The organism is Pseudomonas sp. HN2-3 (assembly GCF_020691745.1).
GTDB lineage: Bacteria > Pseudomonadota > Gammaproteobacteria > Pseudomonadales > Pseudomonadaceae > Aquipseudomonas > Aquipseudomonas capeferrum.
The window spans coordinates 3,016,416-3,036,351 of the sequence record NZ_CP085704.1 but is presented as its reverse complement, the minus strand read 5'-3'; the positions used below and the strand labels follow the sequence as shown (position 1 = coordinate 3,036,351).

20 protein-coding genes are annotated in these 19,936 nt (G+C 63.3%); 16 read left to right on the top strand and 4 right to left on the bottom strand.

Annotated elements, in window-relative coordinates:
• Window positions 1-134 precede the first annotated feature (134 nt).
• The 8 genes from LJX93_RS13745 (at window position 135) to LJX93_RS13710 (ending at window position 9,250) form a co-directional block, all read left to right on the top strand.
• On the top strand, window positions 135-875 hold the full coding sequence (locus LJX93_RS13745; RefSeq protein ID WP_033697976.1) for a gluconate 2-dehydrogenase subunit 3 family protein: 741 nt from the start codon (window positions 135-137) through the stop codon (window positions 873-875).
• 3 nt (window positions 876-878) lie between these two features.
• Window positions 879-2,663: a GMC family oxidoreductase gene (locus tag LJX93_RS13740; protein WP_033697975.1), complete on the top strand. Its 1,785-nt coding sequence runs from the start codon at window positions 879-881 to the stop codon at window positions 2,661-2,663.
• A 21-nt stretch (window positions 2,664-2,684) separates the two neighbouring features.
• Window positions 2,685-3,968, top strand: a complete 1,284-nt coding sequence (locus LJX93_RS13735) for a c-type cytochrome (RefSeq protein ID WP_371925412.1) — start codon at window positions 2,685-2,687, stop codon at window positions 3,966-3,968.
• 136 nt (window positions 3,969-4,104) lie between these two features.
• Window positions 4,105-5,127, top strand: coding sequence for a LacI family DNA-binding transcriptional regulator (locus LJX93_RS13730; RefSeq protein WP_033697973.1), 1,023 nt, complete (start codon window positions 4,105-4,107; stop codon window positions 5,125-5,127).
• A gap of 64 nt (window positions 5,128-5,191) precedes the next feature.
• Window positions 5,192-5,965 carry an AP endonuclease gene (locus LJX93_RS13725; protein WP_095064449.1) on the top strand — a complete coding sequence of 258 codons (774 nt, stop codon included), beginning with the start codon at window positions 5,192-5,194 and terminating at the stop codon, window positions 5,963-5,965.
• Window positions 5,958-6,908 (top strand): sugar kinase, encoded by a 951-nt coding sequence (locus LJX93_RS13720; protein ID WP_033697971.1) that lies wholly within the window; start codon window positions 5,958-5,960, stop codon window positions 6,906-6,908. Before LJX93_RS13725 ends, LJX93_RS13720 begins: the two co-directional genes overlap by 8 nt.
• A gap of 63 nt (window positions 6,909-6,971) precedes the next feature.
• Entirely contained in the window at window positions 6,972-8,279 is a 1,308-nt protein-coding gene (locus LJX93_RS13715; protein ID WP_033697970.1) for an MFS transporter, read from the top strand.
• Window positions 8,276-9,250 carry a 2-hydroxyacid dehydrogenase gene (locus LJX93_RS13710; RefSeq protein ID WP_095064450.1) on the top strand — a complete coding sequence of 325 codons (975 nt, stop codon included), beginning with the start codon at window positions 8,276-8,278 and terminating at the stop codon, window positions 9,248-9,250. The genes LJX93_RS13715 and LJX93_RS13710 overlap by 4 nt, the downstream gene beginning before the upstream one ends.
• Before the next feature lie 18 nt (window positions 9,251-9,268).
• Here the strand turns inward: LJX93_RS13710 and LJX93_RS13705 are convergent, their stop codons facing one another.
• Window positions 9,269-10,234 carry an endonuclease gene (locus tag LJX93_RS13705; protein WP_227696058.1) on the bottom strand — a complete coding sequence of 322 codons (966 nt, stop codon included), beginning with the start codon at window positions 10,232-10,234 and terminating at the stop codon, window positions 9,269-9,271.
• Window positions 10,235-10,554: 320 nt separating this feature from the next.
• Here LJX93_RS13705 and codB point away from each other — a divergent pair, with 320 nt between their 5' ends.
• The 5 genes from codB (at window position 10,555) to LJX93_RS13680 (ending at window position 15,758) form a co-directional block, all read left to right on the top strand.
• Window positions 10,555-11,820 (top strand): cytosine permease, encoded by a 1,266-nt coding sequence (codB, locus tag LJX93_RS13700; protein WP_047583209.1) that lies wholly within the window; start codon window positions 10,555-10,557, stop codon window positions 11,818-11,820.
• Window positions 11,817-13,034, top strand: coding sequence for a PucR family transcriptional regulator (locus LJX93_RS13695; protein WP_227696057.1), 1,218 nt, complete (start codon window positions 11,817-11,819; stop codon window positions 13,032-13,034). The genes codB and LJX93_RS13695 overlap by 4 nt, the downstream gene beginning before the upstream one ends.
• Window positions 13,035-13,038: 4 nt before the next feature.
• Window positions 13,039-14,280, top strand: coding sequence for a cytosine deaminase (codA, locus tag LJX93_RS13690; protein WP_033697965.1), 1,242 nt, complete (start codon window positions 13,039-13,041; stop codon window positions 14,278-14,280).
• A 246-nt stretch (window positions 14,281-14,526) separates the two neighbouring features.
• Window positions 14,527-15,519 carry a DNA-binding protein gene (locus LJX93_RS13685; protein ID WP_095064453.1) on the top strand — a complete coding sequence of 331 codons (993 nt, stop codon included), beginning with the start codon at window positions 14,527-14,529 and terminating at the stop codon, window positions 15,517-15,519.
• A gap of 68 nt (window positions 15,520-15,587) precedes the next feature.
• On the top strand, window positions 15,588-15,758 hold the full coding sequence (locus LJX93_RS13680) for a DUF6021 family protein (protein ID WP_178119804.1): 171 nt from the start codon (window positions 15,588-15,590) through the stop codon (window positions 15,756-15,758).
• A 37-nt stretch (window positions 15,759-15,795) separates the two neighbouring features.
• On the opposite strand, the gene LJX93_RS13675 is transcribed toward LJX93_RS13680, so the two are convergent.
• Together LJX93_RS13675 and LJX93_RS13670 are read right to left on the bottom strand one after the other, a co-directional pair.
• A complete protein-coding gene (locus LJX93_RS13675; RefSeq protein WP_033697963.1) occupies window positions 15,796-16,047 on the bottom strand; it encodes a hypothetical protein in 252 nt (83 codons plus the stop codon).
• A gap of 8 nt (window positions 16,048-16,055) precedes the next feature.
• Complete coding sequence (locus LJX93_RS13670) at window positions 16,056-16,556, bottom strand: DUF4142 domain-containing protein (protein WP_033697962.1); 501 nt, start codon at window positions 16,554-16,556, stop codon at window positions 16,056-16,058.
• A gap of 170 nt (window positions 16,557-16,726) precedes the next feature.
• Here LJX93_RS13670 and LJX93_RS13665 point away from each other — a divergent pair, with 170 nt between their 5' ends.
• Genes LJX93_RS13665 through LJX93_RS13655 form a run of 3 tightly spaced genes read left to right on the top strand, consistent with a single transcriptional unit; the run spans window position 16,727 to window position 19,372 of the window.
• Window positions 16,727-16,969 (top strand): hypothetical protein, encoded by a 243-nt coding sequence (locus tag LJX93_RS13665; protein ID WP_033697960.1) that lies wholly within the window; start codon window positions 16,727-16,729, stop codon window positions 16,967-16,969.
• A complete protein-coding gene (xth, locus tag LJX93_RS13660; protein ID WP_033697959.1) occupies window positions 16,966-17,760 on the top strand; it encodes an exodeoxyribonuclease III in 795 nt (264 codons plus the stop codon). The genes LJX93_RS13665 and xth overlap by 4 nt, the downstream gene beginning before the upstream one ends.
• Window positions 17,761-17,803: 43 nt before the next feature.
• A complete protein-coding gene (locus tag LJX93_RS13655) occupies window positions 17,804-19,372 on the top strand; it encodes a sensor domain-containing diguanylate cyclase (RefSeq protein WP_156310157.1) in 1,569 nt (522 codons plus the stop codon).
• A 27-nt stretch (window positions 19,373-19,399) separates the two neighbouring features.
• On the opposite strand, the gene LJX93_RS13650 is transcribed toward LJX93_RS13655, so the two are convergent.
• Window positions 19,400-19,906, bottom strand: a complete 507-nt coding sequence (locus tag LJX93_RS13650; RefSeq protein WP_033697957.1) for a GNAT family N-acetyltransferase — start codon at window positions 19,904-19,906, stop codon at window positions 19,400-19,402.
• Between the last annotated feature and the right edge of the window lie 30 nt (window positions 19,907-19,936).

The following is a 19,936-nucleotide window of genomic DNA, read 5'->3' as shown; positions in this document are numbered from 1 at the left end:
TGAAACCGGTTTCAAAACATTTCTGAACGCGTTAGATTATTCGGCTGTCTTCTTGATGGCCTATCAAGATCCCCCCCACATTGAACATCAGACGGTTCGTATCGAGGCCGCCCCCAAGCCGATGAGGATTCGTAATGCCTGAGCATGCCCCCGATAACCCACGCAGGGACTTCCTGCGCAAGACCTTGACCCTGATACCCGTCGTGACCGTGGCCAGCACGGGGCTGGGCGTGGGTGCCAGCCAGTTGCTTGCGGCCCCGCAGCACGCACCCAAAGTGCCTGCCACGCCGCCGGCGGGGCACTACCAGCCGACCTTTTTTACCGCCGAGGAGTGGGCGTTTCTGCAAGCCGCTGTTGCCCGTATCATCCCCGCCGATGAGCTTGGCCCTGGCGCGCTTGAGGCCGGCGCCGCCGAATTCATCGACCGCCAGATGAATACCCCGTATGCAACCGGCGCGCAGTGGTACATGCAGGGGCCGTTCAATGCCGACGCCGCCCCAGAGTTGGGTTATCAGTTGCAACTCAGCCCGCAACAGATCTATCGCCTGGGCATCGCCGCCGTGGATGACTGGTGCAAAGCCAACTCCGGACACGTTTTTGCTGCGCAAGATAGCGCTACCCGGGACCGTATTCTCGCCAAGGTGGAAGCCGGTGAGCTGGTTTTCGACGCGCTTCCGGCCAAGCTGTTTTTCAGCTTGCTGGTGCAGAACACCCGCGAAGGGTTCTTCTGCGACCCGGTTCACGGCGGCAACAAAGGCATGGTGGGCTGGACCCAGATCGGTTTCCCCGGTGCTCGGGCCGACTTCATGGACTGGGTCGAGCGCAATGAGCCGTATCCGTTCCCGGCTGTGTCCATCCGCGGCGAGAGGGCCTGAACCATGGCGAATGTGTTGAAGAAAGTTGATGCTGTGATCGTCGGTTTCGGCTGGGCCGGCGCGATCATGGCCAAGGAGCTTACCGAAGCAGGGCTGCAGGTCGTTGCCCTGGAACGTGGCCCGATGCAGGATACCTACCCCGAGGGCAGCTACCCGCAGGTGATCGATGAACTCACCTACAGCGTGCGCAAGAAGCTGTTCGTCGATGTGTCGAAAGAGACCGTCACCATCCGCCACAGCGTCAACGATGTCGCGTTGCCCAACCGCCAGCTGGGCGCGTTCTTGCCAGGCAAGGGCGTAGGCGGCGCGGGCCTGCACTGGTCTGGTGTGCATTTTCGGGTAGACCCGATCGAGCTGCGCATGCGCAGCCACTACGAAGAACGCTACGGCAAGGCGTTCATCCCCGAAGACATGACCATTCAGGACTTCGGCGTCACGTATCAGGAGCTTGAGCCTTACTTCGACTTTGCCGAGAAGGTCTTCGGCACCTCGGGCCAGGCCTGGACCGTCAACGGTACGGTGGTCGGCGCGGGGAAGGGCGGCAACCCCTATGCCGCTGATCGCTCCAGCCCGTTCCCGCTGCCCGCACAGAAGAACGTGGTGTCGGCAAAACTGTTTGAAAAGGCCGCGACCAGCCTGGGCTACAAACCGTACAACCTGCCTTCGGCCAATACCTCCGGGCCCTACACCAACCCCTACGGGGCGCAGATGGGGCCGTGCAATTTCTGCGGTTTCTGCAGTGGCTACGTCTGCTACATGTACTCCAAGGCCTCGCCCAACGTGAACATCCTGCCGGCGCTGCGCCAGGTACCGAATTTCGAGCTGCGCGCCAACGCCCATGTGTTGCGGGTGAACCTGGACGACAGCAAGCGCAACGCCACCGGCGTGACCTACATCGACGCGCAAGGGCGGGAAGTGGAGCAGCCGGCGGACCTGGTCATCCTCGCGGCCTTCCAGTTCAACAACGTGCGCCTGATGCTGCTATCGGGCATCGGCAAACCGTACGACCCGGTCAAGAACGAAGGCGTGGTCGGGCGCAACTTCGCCTACCAGAACATGGGCACGGTCAAGGCGTTCTTCGACAAGGACACCTACACCAACAACTTCATCGGCGCCGGTGGCAACGGCATTGCGATCGATGACTTCAACGCAGATAACTTCGACCACGGGCCATATGGTTTCGTCGGCGGCTCGCCCATGTGGGTGAACCAGGCCGGCAGCCGCCCGATCGCCGGCATCGCCAACCCGCCCGGCACGCCCGCCTGGGGCAGCGCCTGGAAAAAGGCCACCGCCGACTACTACACCCACCAGGTGTCAATGGACGCACATGGCGCGCACCAGTCGTACCGGGGCAACTACCTGGACCTGGACCCAACCTACCGCGATGCCTTCGGCCAACCGTTGCTGCGCATGACCTTCGACTGGCAGGAAAACGACATCAAGATGAACCAGTTCATGGTCGACAAACTCAGCAAGGTCGCCCAGGCGATGAACCCCAAGTCCATTGCCGTGCTGGGCAAAAAGGTCAAGGAACACTTCAACACCGCCAGCTACCAGACCACTCACCTCAACGGCGGCGCGATCATGGGCACCGACCCCAAGACCAGCGCACTGAACCGTTACCTGCAGAGCTGGGACGTGCCCAACGTCTTCGTCCCGGGGGCGTCTGCGTTCCCGCAGGGGTTGGGTTACAACCCGACCGGGCTGGTGGCGGCCCTGACGTATTGGTCTGCCCGCGCGATCCGCGAGCAGTACCTGAAAAACCCTGGCCCACTGGTTCAGGCTTGAGGAGCGATGAGCATGAAGACAATGTTGATCGCAACGGCCCTGTGCGCTGCAAGCCTGACGGCTCAGGCCGACAGTACGCTGATCAAGCAGGGCGAATACCTGGCGCGCGCAGGTGACTGCGTGGCCTGCCACACGGCCAAAGGCGGCAAGCCGTTCGCAGGCGGGCTGCCCATGGAAACACCCATCGGCACAGTGTACTCGACCAATATCACGCCTGACGCCAGCGGTATCGGCCATTACAGTTTTGAAGACTTCGACCAGGCCGTGCGCCATGGCGTCGGCAAGGACGGCAGCACCTTGTACCCCGCCATGCCGTACCCCTCGTATGCGCGCGTCAACGATGAAGACATGCGTGCGCTGTATGCCTACTTCATGCAAGGCGTCGAGCCGGTTGCCCAGCCCAATAAGGCGACGGATATTCCATGGCCGTTGAGCATGCGTTGGCCGTTGGCGATCTGGCGCGGGTTGTTCGCCCCAGAAGTGAAAGCCTGGCAGGCCTCGGCGGCTGCCGACCCGGTGGTCAATCGCGGCGCCTACCTGGTCGAGGGGCTTGGCCACTGCGGTGCCTGCCATACCCCGCGCGCCTTGACTATGCAGGAAAAGGCGCTGAGCCCGCAGGATGGCGAGCAGTTTCTGGCAGGTAGCGCCCCGCTTGAGGGCTGGATCGCCAAGAGCCTTCGCGGCGACCACAAGGATGGCCTGGGCAGCTGGAGCGAAGCGCAACTGGTGCAGTTCCTCAAGACTGGCCGAAGCGAGCGCAGCGCCGTGTTCGGCGGCATGAGCGATGTGGTCGAGCACAGCATGCAGTACATGAGCGACGCAGACCTCACCGCCATTGCCCGTTACCTCAAGACGTTGCCCGCGAGCAATCCTGACGACAAGCCGCATGTGTATGACAAGCAGGTCGCACAAGCGCTTTGGAACGGCGATGACAGCAAGCCCGGCGCGTCGGTGTACATCGATAACTGCGCGGCCTGCCACCGTACCGATGGCCACGGCTATACCCGGGTATTCCCGGCATTGGCCGGCAACCCGGTGGTGCAGACGGCCGATGCGACCTCGCTGATCCATGTGGTACTGGCCGGCGGCACGGTGCCTGCCACACACACGGCCCCGTCGAACTTGACCATGCCGGCGTTCGGTTGGCGGTTGAGTGACCAGGAAGTGGCGGATGTGGTCAGTTTCATACGCACCAGCTGGGGGAACCAAGGTGGGGCGGTGAAGGCGGGCGAGGTCGCCAAGTTGCGGACCGATGACATGAAGCATACGTCGGGGGATGACCTTGGGCAGGTGACAACCCATTAACCCTCAGGGGGCGCTCTGCGCCCCTTACGCTTTGGTCAAGGTAAATCCCGACGAACGGTAGATGACTAAATGCGCCGGTTTTGATGTATTGAAACCGGTTTCATACCGTCACCGACAATAATCACAAGGGACACCGATGACCGACATGCTTGCCAATACCCGTGAGCGGGTGACCATCAGCGAAGTAGCCCGTGTCGCCGGCGTATCCAAAGCCACCGTCTCGCGCTACATCGGGGGTGATCGCCAGTTGCTGGCCGAGGCCACCGCCAAGCGCCTGGCAGAGGTCATCGAGCGCCTCGGCTATCGCCCCAACCAGATGGCCAGAGGCCTGAAGCGCGGGCAGACCCGGCTGATCGGCATGTTGGTGGCGGACATCCTCAACCCTTATTCGGTGGCGGTGATGCATGGCGTCGAAACCGCCTGCCGCCAGCACGGCTACAGCCTGGTGGTGTGCAACACCAACCGCGACGACGAGCAGGAGCGCCATCACCTGGTGGCCCTGCAGTCTTACAACGTCGAGGGGTTGATCGTGAACACCCTCGGCCATCATCCCGGCGAACTGCTCAACCTGCAGCGCGAAATCCCCATGGTCCTCGTCGACCGCCAATTGCCGGAGCTCAAGGTCGACCTGGTCGGCCTGGACAATGCCGATGCCGTCGAACAAGCCCTGGACCACCTGCAGGCGCAGGGCTACCGCGACATTCTGGCAGTCACCGAACCCCTCGACGGCACCAGCTCGCGTGTTGAGCGGGTGCAGGCGTTCGGTGCGTCCATCAGCCGGCGTTCAGGGATGCGCCACCAGGTGCTGGAAGTCACCCCAGGCCTGGGAGCCGGCCTGGCTTCGTTTCTTGCGGCCAGCGGCCATGGCCCGCAGGCCATCTTCACCTGCAACGGCGTGGCCACGCTGGCCGTTACCCGCGCCCTGCACGACTCGGGTTGCAGCTTGTTCGAGGACGTCGGCCTGATCGCCCTCGACGAACTGGACTGGTACCCCTTGGTCGGTAGCGGCATCACCGCATTGGCCCAGCCCACCGAGCGAATCGGCGTGGCCGCCTTCAACTGCCTGCTCGACCGTCTGCGCGGCGAAAGCGCGGCACCCCGACGTATCGACTTCAAAGCCGACCTGATCATCCGAGGCTCAACACACTCACGCGAATGAACCACAGGCACGTGGCGGTTAGGCCGTGTCGAAAAATGAAACCGGTTTCATAAGGACAATAACAATGCGCTCGAACCCCGTTTCCATCAGTCTTTCCAGCTACGGCGCCACCTTGGTACGCCAGCGCGGTCAGGCGCACTTTCTGGGCTTGCTCGCCGCCGCAGGCGTTGCCCGTGTCGAATTTCGCGAAGAGCTGTTCGACAGTGCGCCGGACACCGCCGCGCTGGCCAACGCCATCGCCGCGTCAAAGCTCGAATGCCTTTACTCGACACCCCTTGAACTGTGGACCGAGCAAGGCCTGCCCGATGCCCGGCTGACACAGAAACTGGCGTTGGCGCGCGCACTAGGCGCGGTCGCGTTGAAGGTGTCCCTGGGGCACTACAACGACCGCTGCGATGTGGGGGCGTTGGCAACGCTGATACCTCACGACGGCCCTGTGTTGTTGGTCGAAAACGACCAGACCGAGCAGGGCGGGCGCATCGAGCCGATGCGCCGGTTCTTCCAGCGCGCCGACGACCTTGGCCTGGCGCTGGGCATGACCTTCGACATCGGTAACTGGCAATGGCAAGCGCAATCGGCGCAGCAAGCGGCCCGCACGCTTGGGCGCTGGGTGCGTTATGTGCACTGCAAGGCGGTCGAACGCAAGCCTGACGGCCGGCTGGCCGCAGTGCCCCCGCACGTTGAAGACCTGCAGGCCTGGGAGGCCTTGCTGGGCGAGTTCACGCCCGGTGTGGTGCGTGCGGTGGAATACCCCTTGGTCAGCGACGATTTGCTGACATTGACCCGTGCTCAGGTCGCCGCCCTGTCCAAACTGGGCGAGGAGGTGAGCCATGCATGAGCATGACGTGCTGTGCTTTGGCGAGACCATGGCCATGTTCGTGGCCGAGCAGACCGGCGACCTGGCGCAGGTCGGGCAGTTCGGCAAGCGTATCGCTGGGGCCGACAGCAACGTGGCCATCGGCCTGTCGCGCCTCGGCTTCAAGGTCCGCTGGTTGAGCCGCGTCGGCAACGACTCGCTGGGCCGCTTCGTTCTCGACAGCCTGCGCCGCGAAGGGCTGGACTGCACTGATGTCGAAGTCGACTGCAAACACCCCACCGGCTTTCAGCTCAAGGCCCGCTGCGAGGATGGCAGCGACCCCGCCGTGGAGTACTTCCGCGGCCACTCCGCTGCCAGCCTGCTATCGCCGAACCAGGTCCGCCCGCATTGGCTGCAGGCCCGGCATCTGCACGCCACCGGCATCCCCTTGGCGCTTTCGACCGGGTGCAGGGCGTTGTCCCACGCGCTGGTGGACGCCATGCGCGCGGCCGGGCGCAGCATTTCGTTCGACCCCAACCTGCGCCCCTCGCTGTGGCCAGACCGCACGTGCATGGTCCGCGAGATCAACGCCCTGGCTGTCAAGGCCGACTGGGTGCTGCCCGGCCTGGAGGAGGGGCGCCTGCTGACTGGCCAGCACACCCCGGCGGACATCGCCGCGTTCTACCTCGACAAAGGGGTGGAGCTGGTGGTGATCAAACTGGGTGATGAGGGCGCCTATTTTCGCACCGGCAGATGCGAGGGCCAGGTGGCTGCGGTGCCGGTGGCCAAGGTGGTGGACACCGTCGGCGCCGGTGACGCCTTTGCCGTCGGTGTACTCAGTGCCTTGCTCGAAGGCCGCGAACTGCCGCAGGCGGTGGCACGCGGCAACTGGTGTGGCAGCCGCGCCGTGCAGTCGCGCGGCGATATGGAAGGCTTGCCGCTGCGCCGCGAACTGGAGGAGCACGACCTGCGCAGGCGCGCTTGACGGCCTGATCCCGAACCCTTGGTACCTGTTGCAACAAAAACAAAAAGCTCAGGAGCACACATCATGCAAACGACAAGTCTCGCGCGCCGCCGCTGGTGGTACATCATCCCGATCGTGTTCGTCACCTACAGCCTGGCGTACCTCGACCGCGCAAACTATGGGTTCGCCGCCGCTTCCGGCATGGCCGACGACCTGAAGATCACCCCGGTGCTGTCGTCGCTGCTGGGGGCGCTGTTCTTCCTCGGTTACTTCTTCTTCCAGGTACCCGGCGCCATCTACGCCGAAAAACGCAGCGTGAAGAAGCTGATCTTCGTCAGCCTGATCCTCTGGGGCGGCCTGGCTACCCTGACGGGCATGATCAGCAATGTGTACATGCTGATCGGCATCCGCTTCCTGCTCGGGGTGGTGGAAGCCGCGGTAATGCCGGCGATGCTGGTGTACCTCTGCCACTGGTTCACCCGCGCCGAACGCTCGCGGGCCAACACCTTCCTGATGCTCGGCAACCCGGTGACCATCCTGTGGATGTCGGTGGTGTCGGGCTACCTCATCAAACACTACGACTGGCGCTGGATGTTCATCATCGAAGGCCTGCCGGCGGTGATCTGGGCGTTCTTCTGGTGGCGCCTGGTGGATGACCGGCCAGCCCAGGTCAACTGGTTGAGCGCGCAGGAAAAGGCCAGCCTGGAGCAAGCCCTGGCAGCGGAACAGCAGGGCATAAAGCCTGTGAAAAACTACCGCGAGGCGTTCCGTTCGCCGCAGGTGATCATCCTGTCGATGCAGTACTTCTGCTGGAGCATCGGGGTTTATGGCTTCGTGCTCTGGCTGCCCTCGATTCTGAAGCAGGCGGCGAACGTCGACATCGTGCAGGCGGGCTGGCTGTCGTCGGTGCCGTATCTGGCAGCGGTGCTGGCCATGGTCGGGGTGTCCTGGGCTTCGGACCGCTTGCAGAAGCGCAAGCGTTTCGTCTGGCCACCCTTGCTGATCGCGGCGCTGGCCTTCTATGGCTCGTATGCCTTGGGCAGCGAGCATTTCTGGTGGTCCTACGCACTGCTGGTGATCGCCGGGGCCTGCATGTACGCGCCCTATGGCCCGTTCTTCGCGATTGTCCCGGAAATCCTCCCCAGCAACGTTGCCGGTGGCGCCATGGCGCTGATCAACAGCATGGGCGCGCTGGGTTCCTTCGGCGGCTCTTGGCTGGTGGGTTACCTCAATGGCGCCACCGGCGGGCCGGGCGCCTCTTATCTGTTTATGTGCGGCGCGTTGCTGACCGCCGTCGCGCTCACGGCAGCGCTGAAAACAACCCAAACGCCTGGCCGTGCCAAACGGGGCGGCTCCCACCTGGCAATGAGCCAACAGGAAACCCTGGTATGAAAAAGCGAATCGTGCTGTACAAACGCCTGTCCGACGACCTCATGGCGCGCCTGCAACAACAGGTTGAAGTGACCTGGGTGGATACCACGCGGCCGGACGGCCTGGCCCGCCTGCGTGATGCCTTACCCGGCGCTCAGGGGCTGCTGGGCGCGAGCCTGCGCCTGGACAGTAACCTGCTCGACCTGGCCCCGCAATTGAAGGTGATCGCCAGTGTGTCGGTGGGGGTCGACAACTACGACATTGCCGACCTGACCCGGCGCGGCATCATGCTGACCAACACCCCAGACGTACTCACCGAAACCACCGCCGATACTGGCTTTGCCCTGATCCTGGCCAGTGCGCGTCGGGTGGTGGAGCTGGCGGGCTGGGTGCGTGACGGCCAGTGGCAGGCCAGCCTCGGGCCGGCGCATTTTGGCAGCGACGTGCATGGCAAGACCTTAGGCATCGTCGGCATGGGGCGCATTGGCCAAGCGCTGGCGCGGCGCGGTGCGGCCGGCTTCGGGATGCGCGTGCTCTACCACAGCCCACGCCCCAAGCCAGAGGTGGAGGCGCTTTACGACGCGCGCCATTGCAGCCTGGACGATCTGTTGCAACAGGCGGATTTCGTGTGCCTGACCGTACCGCTGAGTACCAGCACCGAGGGCCTGATCGGCACCCGCGAGTTGGCACTGATGAAGCCGCAGGCGTTTCTGGTGAACATTGCACGGGGGCGGGTGGTGGACGAAGCCGCGCTGATCGCGGCCTTGCGTGAAAAGCGTATCCGTGGCGCGGGCTTGGACGTGTTCGTTCAGGAACCCTTGCCGAACGATTCGCCCCTATTGCTACTGGACAACGTGGTGGCGACCCCGCATATCGGCTCGGCGACGCATGATACCCGCGAGGCCATGGCGCGCTGCGCCGTAGACAACCTGCTCAGCGCGCTGGCCGGTGAACGCCCGGCGAACCTGGTGAACGAAACGCCCAGGCGCTGACCCGACAGGGCGCGGCCGTTACCGGCAGTTGCCAGCCTTGCGATAGCCCGCAGCCTGCGCCTCGCCTTCGGAGCCGAACATCACTTGGTTCTTCGAGGCCACCTGGGTGTAACCCGGGCAACCATTGGCCAGGTGATAGACATGGCTGTTGCGGTTGCCGAGCACTGCGCCGGTCGCTGCGCTGCTGGCCAGGCTGGGCTTGGCCGCGTCCTTCCCGGGCTTGGCCGGCAGGGCTTGCACAACGCCGCTGCCAACGGGCTTGTAGTCGGCTGTCCATTTGCGCTCGCCGGTCACGAACGGGTTGGCGTGCCCCATGATGGCGGCGATGCGCCGGTTGCGCTCCTGCTCCCAGGCCGAGACGGGGTGCTGCTTGTCCCAGGCCATCAGCAGTTGTTGCTGCTGGCGCGACATGCTCAGCTTGTAGCGGTCGAACATGTAGAACGTAGTGCGGGCAACCAGGCCTTTGACTTCGTCACGGGGTTCGGCAGCACGCTGTACGAAATCGACCTTGGTCGGGCATTGGCCATATTGGCCGGCGTTGCCGGCAACCATGCCGTAGTTGAAGTTGCTGCGGTCACCGTTGACCTCGCCCACGGCCGGGTACAGGTTGAACAGGTCGGCTTCCATGGCGCGGAAGACCGGGTCGTCATCGACACAATGCTCGCGACCGCCGTTCTTCCAGCACTGGCGCTGATTACCGAAGGTATAGGCGGGCACGATGTGTTCCCACTCGGTACGCTCGGCGCGGTTTTGCTGCTTGCGGGTCTCGTATCCGCAGGAGGCGGCGTCGATGCGCCCACCCGACTTGCCCACCCAGGTCCATTTGCAACCGCAATACAGGTCGCCCATGGCGCTGCTTGCCTGGTCCAGGTAGATCTTCTGTTTGGCGACGACCTTGGCTTCGGTGAAGGTCGAAGGCGGGTTGGCGAAGGCGGGGAGGTTGACGGCGAGAAACAGGGATACGGCGTAGAGCAGTTTTTTCATGGGGGAAAGCAGATTTCAGAGACGGGCACGCATTGTAATCAAAAAAAACCTAAGTAACTGATTTTACTAGGCTGTATGAAGCCGCCTGGGCAACGCCGCCGGGCTGGGTAAAAACTACCCAGTATTGTTCACCTTTGGTGCGTAGCTGCATCAAATCAAGGCATCAAGCACACACCCTGTTCGGATGAGCCCTGCTTTAATAGGCACAGTGCACATCTTATGCTGTGCCGTTCGCCACCCATTTCGAGGGTTGCCACCTGCTGTGAAAGCGGCCCGCATATTGCTCTACCTGCTCCAACTACCACCCGGAGCCCCGTGCAATGAGCTCACCTACCGAATTCCCGCTTTGCGAAGCCCCGCGCGCTTCCCGCAAGGGCCTGTTGCCCATTGCCATGGTGTTGTTCAGCTTCACATTCTTTACCGGTACGATGTTCGCCGGTGGCAAGCTGGGCATGGCCTTCAACTTTGCCGACATGCTGTGGGTGGCCACGGTCGGCAACACGTTATTGGCTTTGTATGCCGCCACCCTGGCGTTCATCGCGTCACGCAGCGGCCTCAACACCGTGCTGATGGGCCGCTTCTGCTTTGGTGAGGCGGGCAGCCGGCTTTCGGATTTTCTGCTGGGTTTCGCTGAGCTCGGCTGGTACGCCTGGGGCACGGCCACGGTGGCAATCGTGCTGGTCAAGCTGTTGGGGCTGGCAGGGGGCTTTGCCGTGCCCTTGATGGTGCTGTTCGGCTTGGGCTTCAGTATCACGGCCATCATCGGTTTCAAAGGGCTGGACGTGCTATCACGGGTTTCGGTGCCATTGATGTTCGCGCTGCTGCTGGTGTCGATGTACATCGCCACGCGCGATGCCGGTGGGTTTGCCGGCCTGGCCGCGGTGGTGCCGCACGAAACCATGACTTTTTCGGCGGCCGTGACCATGGTATTCGGCACCTTCGCCAGTGGCGCCACCCAAGCCACCAACTGGACGCGCCTGGCGCGCAGCGGGCGGGTGGCGGTGGTGGCCAGCATCGTCGCGTTTCTGCTCGGCAATGGCCTGATGGTGGTCGCCGGGGCCTGGTGCGCGATGGTGTATCAGCAGGCCGACATCGTCGAGGTGATGCTGCTGCAAGGCCTGTCATTCGCGGCCGTGGTGATGTTGTGCCTGAACCTGTGGACGATTCAGGGCCCGACCCTCTACAACGTGTCGGCAGCGGCCTGCCACCTGCTGCGCAGCGAGCGCCGGCGCACCGCGACACTGGTCGCGGCCGGGGTGGGGATCATGCTGGCCATCGGCGGCATGTACGAAATGCTGATCCCGTTCCTGGTGCTGCTGGGCTCGGTGATTCCGCCGGTGGGCGGTGTAATCATGGCCGACTTCTGGTACCGCCACCGCGGCCAGTATCCGGCGCTGGGCGCAACGGCCCTGCCGCGTTACAACCGGGTGGGGCTTTTTGCTTATGCCGTAGGTGCGGTATTGGCGTATGCCTCGCCCTGGGTCGCGCCGCTGGTGGGCATTGCTGCTTCGGCGCTGTGTTACATCGTCATGCTTGAACTGAGCGGGCGGCGCCGGGTGGTAGGCGAGGCGGGTGTCGAGCCGTGAGTCTGGCACTGGATGAAATTCTGCACCTGCCCGGCCTGCAGGAGATGACCGTGCGCGCTGGCGCGCGCAACCTGCAGCGGTGGGTGCGCTGGCCTTATGTAGCCGAGAACGAAGGCATCGCCGAGTGGGTGATGGGCGGCGAGCTGGTGTTCGTTACGGGCATCAACCACCCGCGTGGCGAGGCCAACCTGCTGAGCCTGGTGGAGGACGGCGAGGCCGTGGGCATCGCGGGCCTGGTTATCCTTACCGGTGGTACGTACATCCAGGGTATCCCGGCCAACGTGCTCACGCGTGCCGAGCAACTGGGCTTGCCGTTGATCGAGCAGCCTTATGCGCTGAAGATGGTGGTGGTCACCCACCTGATCGGGACGGCGCTGGTACAAATGACCCAGGTGCGGCGTTCGCGCAACGATATCCTGGGCCAGCTGTTGACCGGTGACTATCCAAGCCTGGCGATCGCCCGGCAACGCGCGGCCCACCTGGCACTGGCGCTGGACGAGCCGCGGCGTCTGCTGGCGCTGCGCTTGTCGGGCGTCGATGGCTTGTTCGAGCGCCATGGGCTGGCCCAGGGGGAGCGGGTGTGGCAAGGCGTTCGCCAGGCCCTGGAAGACCAGTTGGAAGCGTGGAGCCGTGGTAGGCCGGGCACCGTGACCGCGCACTTGCCGGGTGACCTGTTCGTGCTGTTGCTGCCGGACGCTGCCGGCCTGCCAGCCACGCTGGCCGCGCTGCACCGGCAATTGGTCGCTGTGGCCGGGGAGTTGGGCCTGTACATGGGCCTGTCGAGCCGTGCCGAGGAGTGTGCCCACTACCGCCATGCACTCAACGAGGCGCGTCAGGCCTTGGAGGTGGCGCAAAACCTGCGCCCGGCCAACGGCTTTTGCGACTTCAGCGAACTGGGTGTACTGCGCCTGCTGCAAGGTATCGTCGATCGCTCGTTGATCGACGATTTCGTCGCCCAGACACTTGGGCCGTTGATCGCGCCGGGCCGCAAGCATCCCAATACCCTGGTGCATACCCTCGACGCCCTGCTCAAGGAGAATGGCAATGGGCTGAAGGCCGCCCAGCGCTTGGGGCTGCACCGTAATACCATCAACCAACGCATTCAACGCATCGAACAACTGAGTGGCCAGTCCCTGGACGATCCGCTTTTTCGTATGAACGCTTCGGTGGCCATGCTGGTTTGGCGCATGACCGAAGCCCAAGGCAAGGAGTAACGCCATGAACATCATCAATGCACGCCTGCGGGGCAAGGCTGGCTTGTTTCGCATCGAACTGAACGGCGACCGCATCGCCAGTATCCAGCCCCAGAGCGGTACGGTGGCACCAGGGGCCAGCGATGACCTGGATGCCGGGCAGAACCTGGTGGTAGCCCCCTTCGTCGAGCCGCACATCCACCTCGACGCCACCCTCACTGCCGGCCAGCCGAAGTGGAACATGAGTGGCACCTTGTTCGAAGGCATCGAGCGCTGGGCCGAACGCAAGGAAATCACCACCCACGAAGACATCAAGACCCGCGCCACCAAGACCATCGGCATGTTGGTCGACCACGGCATTCAGCACGTACGCACCCATGTCGACGTCACCGACCCCAAGCTCACCGCGCTCAAGGCCATGGTCGAGGTGCGTGAAGAGGTGCGCCACCTGGTCGACCTGCAAATCGTCGCCTTCCCCCAGGAAGGCATCGAGTCGTACGCCAACGGCCGGGCGCTGATGACCGAAGCAGTTGCCATCGGCGCCGATGTGGTCGGTGGTATTCCGCATTTCGAGAACACCCGCGACCAGGGCGTGTCGTCGGTCAAATTCCTGATGGACCTGGCCGAGCGCACCGGCTGCCTGGTGGATGTGCACTGCGACGAAACCGACGACCCGCAGTCGCGCTTCCTCGAAGTGCTGGCCGAGGAGGCCCGCGTGCGGGGCATGGGCGCCCGGGTCACGGCCAGCCACACCGTGGCGATGGGCTCTTACGACAACGCCTACTGCTACAAGCTGTTCCGTTTGCTCAAGATGTCGGGCATCAACTTTGTGTCGTGCCCGACCGAGAGCATTCACCTGCAAGGGCGTTTCGACAGCTACCCCAAGCGCCGCGGGGTAACGCGCGTGGCGGAAATCGACCGCGCGGGCATGAACGTGTGTTTTGGCCAGGACTCCATCGTCGACCCGTGGTACCCGCTGGGCAACGGCAACATCCTGCGCATCCTCGAGGCCGGGCTGCACATCTGCCACATGCTCGGCTATGAAGACTTGCAACGCTGCCTGGACCTGATCACCGACAACAGTGCACGTACGCTCAACCTGGGGGATCGCTATGGCATCGAGGTCGGGCGGCCAGCGAACCTGCTGTTGCTGTCGGCGCCGGATGATTACGAGATGGTCCGCAGCCAAGGGTACGCGCTGGTGTCGGTGCGCAATGGCAAGGTGCTGATGCGACGTACACCTTCGCAGGTCGAACGCTTGGCCTGACCCCGCTACAGGCTTCAATCGAACGCCCCGCAGGCTTTGGCCTGGCGGGGCGTTTTGCATTCTGCGTGACGCTACTTGACGACTGCCGTACGCGTTTCCCACTCGACATTGTCATTTCCAGCGCCTCACATGCGATAAGCCGTGATTATTCCATGTGATTTAGCACTTGAAATACCCTCGCCGCGCAGTCAAAATTGGCATGTAATTACATGTTACGTACCATGGTACAAAATCGTAGGAGCAAGCATGGCCCGGGGCGGTATCAACAAGGTGGTGGTGCAGCAGGCGCGTCAGGCTCTGATCGCCCGTGGCGAGAACCCCAGCATCGATGCAGTACGCATCGAGCTGGGGAATACGGGCTCGAAAAGCACCATTCACCGCTACCTGAAAGAGCTCAACGAGCAGCAGGCCGTGGCTAAGGCAGGGCCCGCAGGGTTGAGCGAGACGCTTGGGCGCTTTGTCGGGCAGTTGGCCAGCCAACTGCAGGAAGAAGCGGACGCGCGCATCGAAGAGGCCGAAGCTGTTTTCACCCAGCAGCGCGAGCAGCTTGAAGGGCAGTTGCAGCTGGCCCAGCAGGCCCTGGCTGCGGGCCACCAGCAACAGCAGATACAGGCCGCTGCACTGGCCGCCGAGTCGGAAAAACTGCTTTCGACCCAGAGCACTTTGCAGGCAGAACAACTGCGCAGCGCCAGCCTCAACCAGGCATTGGGCGAGTTGCAGGTGCGCCTGGGCGACAAGGAAGAGCAGGTGCGCTCACTGGAAGACAAGCATCGCCACGCCCGCGATGCGCTGGAGCATTACCGCAGCGCTAGCCGTGAGCAGCGCGAGCAGGAGCAACGCCGCCACGAGGCGCAGCTGCAGCAACTGCAAGTAGAAATACGCCAACTGCAGCAGGGCATGATCGTCAAGCAGGATGAACTGACCAGACTGCACCGCGATAACGAGCGCTTGTTGGGCGAACACCGGCAGGCCAGCAACGACCGCAAGGCGCGTGACGAACTGCTGGAGCAGCGTGACGCGCAGATCCAGGGCTTGCGCACGATCCTGGCCCAGGCCCAAGGCGCCAGTGAGGAGATGCGCCGGCAACTGGACGTGCAAACGCAGTTGCTTGACGCCAAGCGCGAGCAGCACGCCGAACAGGTGCGCCAGGTGCAGCATCTGGAGGCTGAGCTACTGGAGCGCGATGAGGCGCTGAAGACCTGCCACACGCAATTGAGTGAACACACCCAAGCCAAATAAGCCCTTAGATAAATCAAACTTCCTCGGGCGGGTGCTTTCTTCCGTAGACCTTCACAGGAGACAGTGCCATGCATACGCCAGGACCAAAGCAAACCCCGGAGAAGGGGCCTCACTCGTCCGATCACGCGGATAAAAAGGAAGACTTGGGTTTTGACCCTGACTCGCCAGATCTGGACGACCCCCAGGTAGACCCGCAAGGCCCGGCCATCGCGCCCCGGGACGTCGAGAAAGACCAGTGAGCTACGGGGCCGCCGAGCGGCCCCGCATTCACCGTGGTTAGCCTTGCGATTGCTTAGCGGCTTCCACGCCCGAAGAGGACAGCTTGATCGGGTAGTGCAGGCTGACTTGGTGGTTGCCATCGACAGCGACGCTGCCGTCGTGAATCAATCCGTCGTCCTGAAGCGTCTTGAGCATGCCGGCTACCACTTTTTCACCCCGGTAGTTGTCCAGCACTTCCTTGCCCAGCCCCTCAGGGTGGGCGTGCAGCAGACGGGTCAACACTTCAGCGCGCAATGCATCATTAGTCATGTCTGGCCTCACTTGCCGTGTTTGGCCTGAAGCGCCTTGGCATGCTCCAGGTGCTGTTCGAGTTTAGGCAGTGTGTCGCTGGCGAATGCCTTCAGTTCAGCCTTGTCGGACGATGCGGCTTCTTTCTTGAACAGTTCGACGGCCTTTTCATGGGCGTCGACCTGGTTGTTGATGTAGGACTTGTCGAAGGATTCTTCACGCCATTCCAGGATCATCTTCTTGACCTTGTCGGTCAGTGCCGCCTCATCGGGCACCGAAATGTCCAGCTTGCGGGCAATGTCGCCGAGTTTCTGGTTGGCCTGGGTATGGTCGGTGACCATCTGCTGGGCGAACGCTTTGATGTCGGCATTCTGGCTTTTCTCCTTGGCCAGGTTGCCCGTTACCACTTCGGCGATGCCCGCTTCGGTCGCCGCGTCGACGAAATCATCGGAACTCGCTGCCATTGCATGCACCGACGCCAGGCCCAGCGCCATGGATAGCCCCACGCGCTTGATGAACAGACTGCTCATGCTTCACTCCTTAACCGTTGGCGCGACTTCAGTGTCGCGTACGGTTGAGCATGCGCAGGCGCTAAAGGTTTAAAGTTTTTCCCGACTGGCGCTCACCTCGCCAGCAAGGTTGAACGTTGAGCGAGGGCAGGGCTCAACACATTCAAAGCAGGCAGCGAGGAGCCACGCACATGAGCATTGACCGCAGCATCCCCGAGCTTGAGGCCTGGTACGCCCAGTATGACGATGTCAGTTACCGGCGCGAGTCGCCGGACGCCTACCATCATGAGCTGGTGCGCACGGCCGAAGCCCTGCGCGACGATGGCGCCATCGACTGGGATGACTGGTTGCAACTCAAGGCGATGGCCGACCAGGCGCACATCAACGCGCTCGCAGATGCGGTGCGGGCGCATGTGGAAGACCCGGACGCATGAAAGCGCTGAAGATCGCCACCTTCAATATCAACGGTATTCGCAGTCGGCTACCGGCTTTGATTGCCTGGCTGGAGCGAGAAAAGCCTGACATCGCCTGCCTGCAGGAGCTGAAAGCGCCCGATCAGCAGTTCCCCCGCGACGCGCTCGAAGCCGTGGGTTACGGCTGTTTGTATCAGGGGCAACCTTCGTGGAACGGCGTTGCCATTCTCGCCCGTGACAGCGAGCCGCTGGAAGTGCGCCGCGGCCTCCCAGGCATGGAGGTGGATGAGCAGAGCCGCTACCTGGAGGCCGCCGTGCAAGGGCTGGTCATCGGCTGCCTGTACCTGCCCAACGGCAACCCGCAACCCGGGCCAAAGTTCGACTACAAGCTGCGCTGGTTCGAATGCCTGATCGAACATGCAGCCCGCTTGCGCGCGAGTGAGCACCCGGTGTTGCTGGCGGGAGACTTCAACGTCGTGCCCACCGATTTCGACATCTATAACCCGCGCTCCTGGCTCAAGGACGCGCTGCTGCAGCCTGAGTCCCGAGACTGCTACCAGCGCTTGCTAAGCCAGGGCTGGACCGATGCGCTACGCCATTTGCACCCGGACGAGCGGGTCTATACCTTCTGGGACTACTTTCGTAACCACTGGCAGCGTAATGCCGGGTTGCGTATCGACCATCTGCTGCTCAACCCGGAACTTGCGCCTTACCTCAAGGCCGCCGGGGTAGATGCCTGGGTGCGCAACGAACCCAAGGCCAGCGACCATGCCCCGGTGTGGATCGAACTGGCGTCACGCAAGCGGCGCTGAACTATAGTGATAAGCGGCGAACGCGGGATCGCAAGGGAATAGAATGTGCGCAGCCAGGCAACAGGATGATGAAGGGCACCTCGCGGTAACCAGCGAGGGCCGTGCCGTGGGGCTGTTCCGCCTGGTCCTGGCGTTCATGGTAGTGGTGATGTTGGCTTTCGTGGTGGTGGAGGGCTGGCGCATCTGGCGCGACTACCGCCATGCCTTCAGCAACGCCGAGAACATGGTGACCAACCTCGCCCGCGCCACGGCCCAACATGCCGAAGACGCCATACGCCAGGTGGATGTAGTGACCGCATCCTTGGCCGAACGCCTGGAAGGTGACGGCTTCGAGCATATGGATCGCCCGCGGCTGCATGCCTTGCTGGCCCAGCAAAAGGCGCTGATGCCGCAGTTGCATGGGCTGTTCGTGTATGGCCCCGATGGCAACTGGCTGGTCACCGACCAGGCGGCCATACCGCCCAATGCCAACAATGCCGACCGCGACTATTTCGTTTATCACCGCACCCATGCCGATCACCAGGTACGCATCGGCTCGGTGGTGCGCAGCCGCTCGACGGGCGACCTGATCATCCCCATCTCCCGGCGCCTGGAGTATGGCGATGGGCGTTTTGCCGGGGTATTGCTGGGCACCATCAAGGTGGACTGGTTCGTGCGCTACTACGGCGATTTCAAGATCGACGAGCGTGGCGCGCTGGTACTGGCCAAGCGCGACGGCACCATTCTGGTTCGGCGGCCGTTCGTTTCCAGGATGGTGGGGCGGACACTGGCCAACAGCGATATCTTTCGCAACCACTTGCCCTATGCCAGCGAAGGGGTGGCCGAGGCGGTGGCGGTAGTGGATGGCACGCCACGGCTGTATGCCTACCGGGCCCTGTCGAGTTACCCGCTGGTGGTCGAAGCCGGGCTTTCCCGGGAGTCCATCGTGGCACCGTGGCGGCACGATGCGATCAAGTCGGTGGCTGCCTTGCTGCTGCTGTTGGTGGGGTTGGCGGCGTTTGGCGGGGTTGTCTTGCGCCAGCTGCGCGAGCGCATTGTCATCGAGCGTGCGCTGCACCAGGCGCACCAGACTTTGCGCTCACTGGCGCTGACCGACAGCCTGACCGGGCTTGGCAATCGTCGGCGGCTGGACGCGGTGCTCGCACCGGAGCTACGGCGGGCACGCCGGCAGGGGCACTCGGTGGCGCTGGTGATGCTCGACCTGGACTACTTCAAGGCTTACAACGACCGTTATGGGCACCTTGCCGGGGATCAGTGCCTGCAGCGTTTCGCCGAGCTGTTGCAACAGGCATTGAGGCGCCCGGCGGACTTGGCGGTGCGCTACGGCGGCGAGGAGTTCACGCTGCTGATGCCCGACACTGATGGGCCGGGCGCCGAATTGGTCGTTCAGGCGCTGCAGCAGCTGCTGCGCCGGCATGTGATCGAGCATGGCGGCAGCCCATTGGGGCGCGTGTCGTTCAGCGCTGGGATTGCGATCGGCGACCTGGCCCGCGACACGATCACCGCCGAACGCCTGATGGCGGCGGCGGACGGGGCGTTGTATCAGGCCAAGCGGCAGGGCCGGGACCGTTACTGCCTGGCGGATAGCGTGGCGGCAGGTGTAGACCCCTGAACTGACATGACAGCAAGGGTGCGCAGCTCAGTCGATACGCAGGCGCATCGCGCAGCGGCCCTTGAGCCCGTGGGCAGCTTCGCTGGCCAGAATCTGCCGCAGCCGCGCGCGCAGCAGGCCTTCGTCAAGGGTTTCGAAGCCATAGCGTCTGTAGAACGGCGCATTCCAGGGCACGTCGGCAAAGGTGGTCAAGGTCAGTTCCCGGGCGCCTGATGCGCGGGCCACCGTGACCAACTGATCGAGCAGCTTGCGCCCGATACCTTGCCCTTGCGCCTCACGGCGCACGGAGATCTCATGAATGTGCAATGCCTGTTGCTCATACCCTGCGCACGCAAAACCCAGAATCTGTCCGGTGTCAGCCTCGGCCAGCCAGCTTGCACCGCCGTCGACGCAGGCCTGATGGGTGGTGATGTCCAGCACATCACCTGCAGCCAGCCAGGCCAGCGCCGGCAGGCTGGCGAAAGCCTGAGCGGCTGATCGCTCGACCTCGGCAAGCCTGGGGATGTCACGGGTAAGGGTAGGGCGTATAAGCACAAGTCGGTCCTGCAAGCCGTCGGGTGGGTG

Coding starts and splice junctions, on each gene's coding strand:
- LJX93_RS13745 (WP_033697976.1), top strand. CDS start 135: ATGCCTGAGCATGCCCCCGATAACCCACGCAGGGACTTCCTGCGCAAG.
- LJX93_RS13740 (WP_033697975.1), top strand. CDS start 879: ATGGCGAATGTGTTGAAGAAAGTTGATGCTGTGATCGTCGGTTTCGGC.
- LJX93_RS13735 (WP_371925412.1), top strand. CDS start 2,685: ATGTTGATCGCAACGGCCCTGTGCGCTGCAAGCCTGACGGCTCAGGCC.
- LJX93_RS13730 (WP_033697973.1), top strand. CDS start 4,105: ATGACCGACATGCTTGCCAATACCCGTGAGCGGGTGACCATCAGCGAA.
- LJX93_RS13725 (WP_095064449.1), top strand. CDS start 5,192: ATGCGCTCGAACCCCGTTTCCATCAGTCTTTCCAGCTACGGCGCCACC.
- LJX93_RS13720 (WP_033697971.1), top strand. CDS start 5,958: ATGCATGAGCATGACGTGCTGTGCTTTGGCGAGACCATGGCCATGTTC.
- LJX93_RS13715 (WP_033697970.1), top strand. CDS start 6,972: ATGCAAACGACAAGTCTCGCGCGCCGCCGCTGGTGGTACATCATCCCG.
- LJX93_RS13710 (WP_095064450.1), top strand. CDS start 8,276: ATGAAAAAGCGAATCGTGCTGTACAAACGCCTGTCCGACGACCTCATG.
- LJX93_RS13705 (WP_227696058.1), bottom strand. CDS start 10,234: ATGAAAAAACTGCTCTACGCCGTATCCCTGTTTCTCGCCGTCAACCTC.
- codB (WP_047583209.1), top strand. CDS start 10,555: ATGAGCTCACCTACCGAATTCCCGCTTTGCGAAGCCCCGCGCGCTTCC.
- codA (WP_033697965.1), top strand. CDS start 13,039: ATGAACATCATCAATGCACGCCTGCGGGGCAAGGCTGGCTTGTTTCGC.
- LJX93_RS13685 (WP_095064453.1), top strand. CDS start 14,527: ATGGCCCGGGGCGGTATCAACAAGGTGGTGGTGCAGCAGGCGCGTCAG.
- LJX93_RS13680 (WP_178119804.1), top strand. CDS start 15,588: ATGCATACGCCAGGACCAAAGCAAACCCCGGAGAAGGGGCCTCACTCG.
- LJX93_RS13675 (WP_033697963.1), bottom strand. CDS start 16,047: ATGACTAATGATGCATTGCGCGCTGAAGTGTTGACCCGTCTGCTGCAC.
- LJX93_RS13670 (WP_033697962.1), bottom strand. CDS start 16,556: ATGAGCAGTCTGTTCATCAAGCGCGTGGGGCTATCCATGGCGCTGGGC.
- LJX93_RS13665 (WP_033697960.1), top strand. CDS start 16,727: ATGAGCATTGACCGCAGCATCCCCGAGCTTGAGGCCTGGTACGCCCAG.
- xth (WP_033697959.1), top strand. CDS start 16,966: ATGAAAGCGCTGAAGATCGCCACCTTCAATATCAACGGTATTCGCAGT.
- LJX93_RS13655 (WP_156310157.1), top strand. CDS start 17,804: ATGTGCGCAGCCAGGCAACAGGATGATGAAGGGCACCTCGCGGTAACC.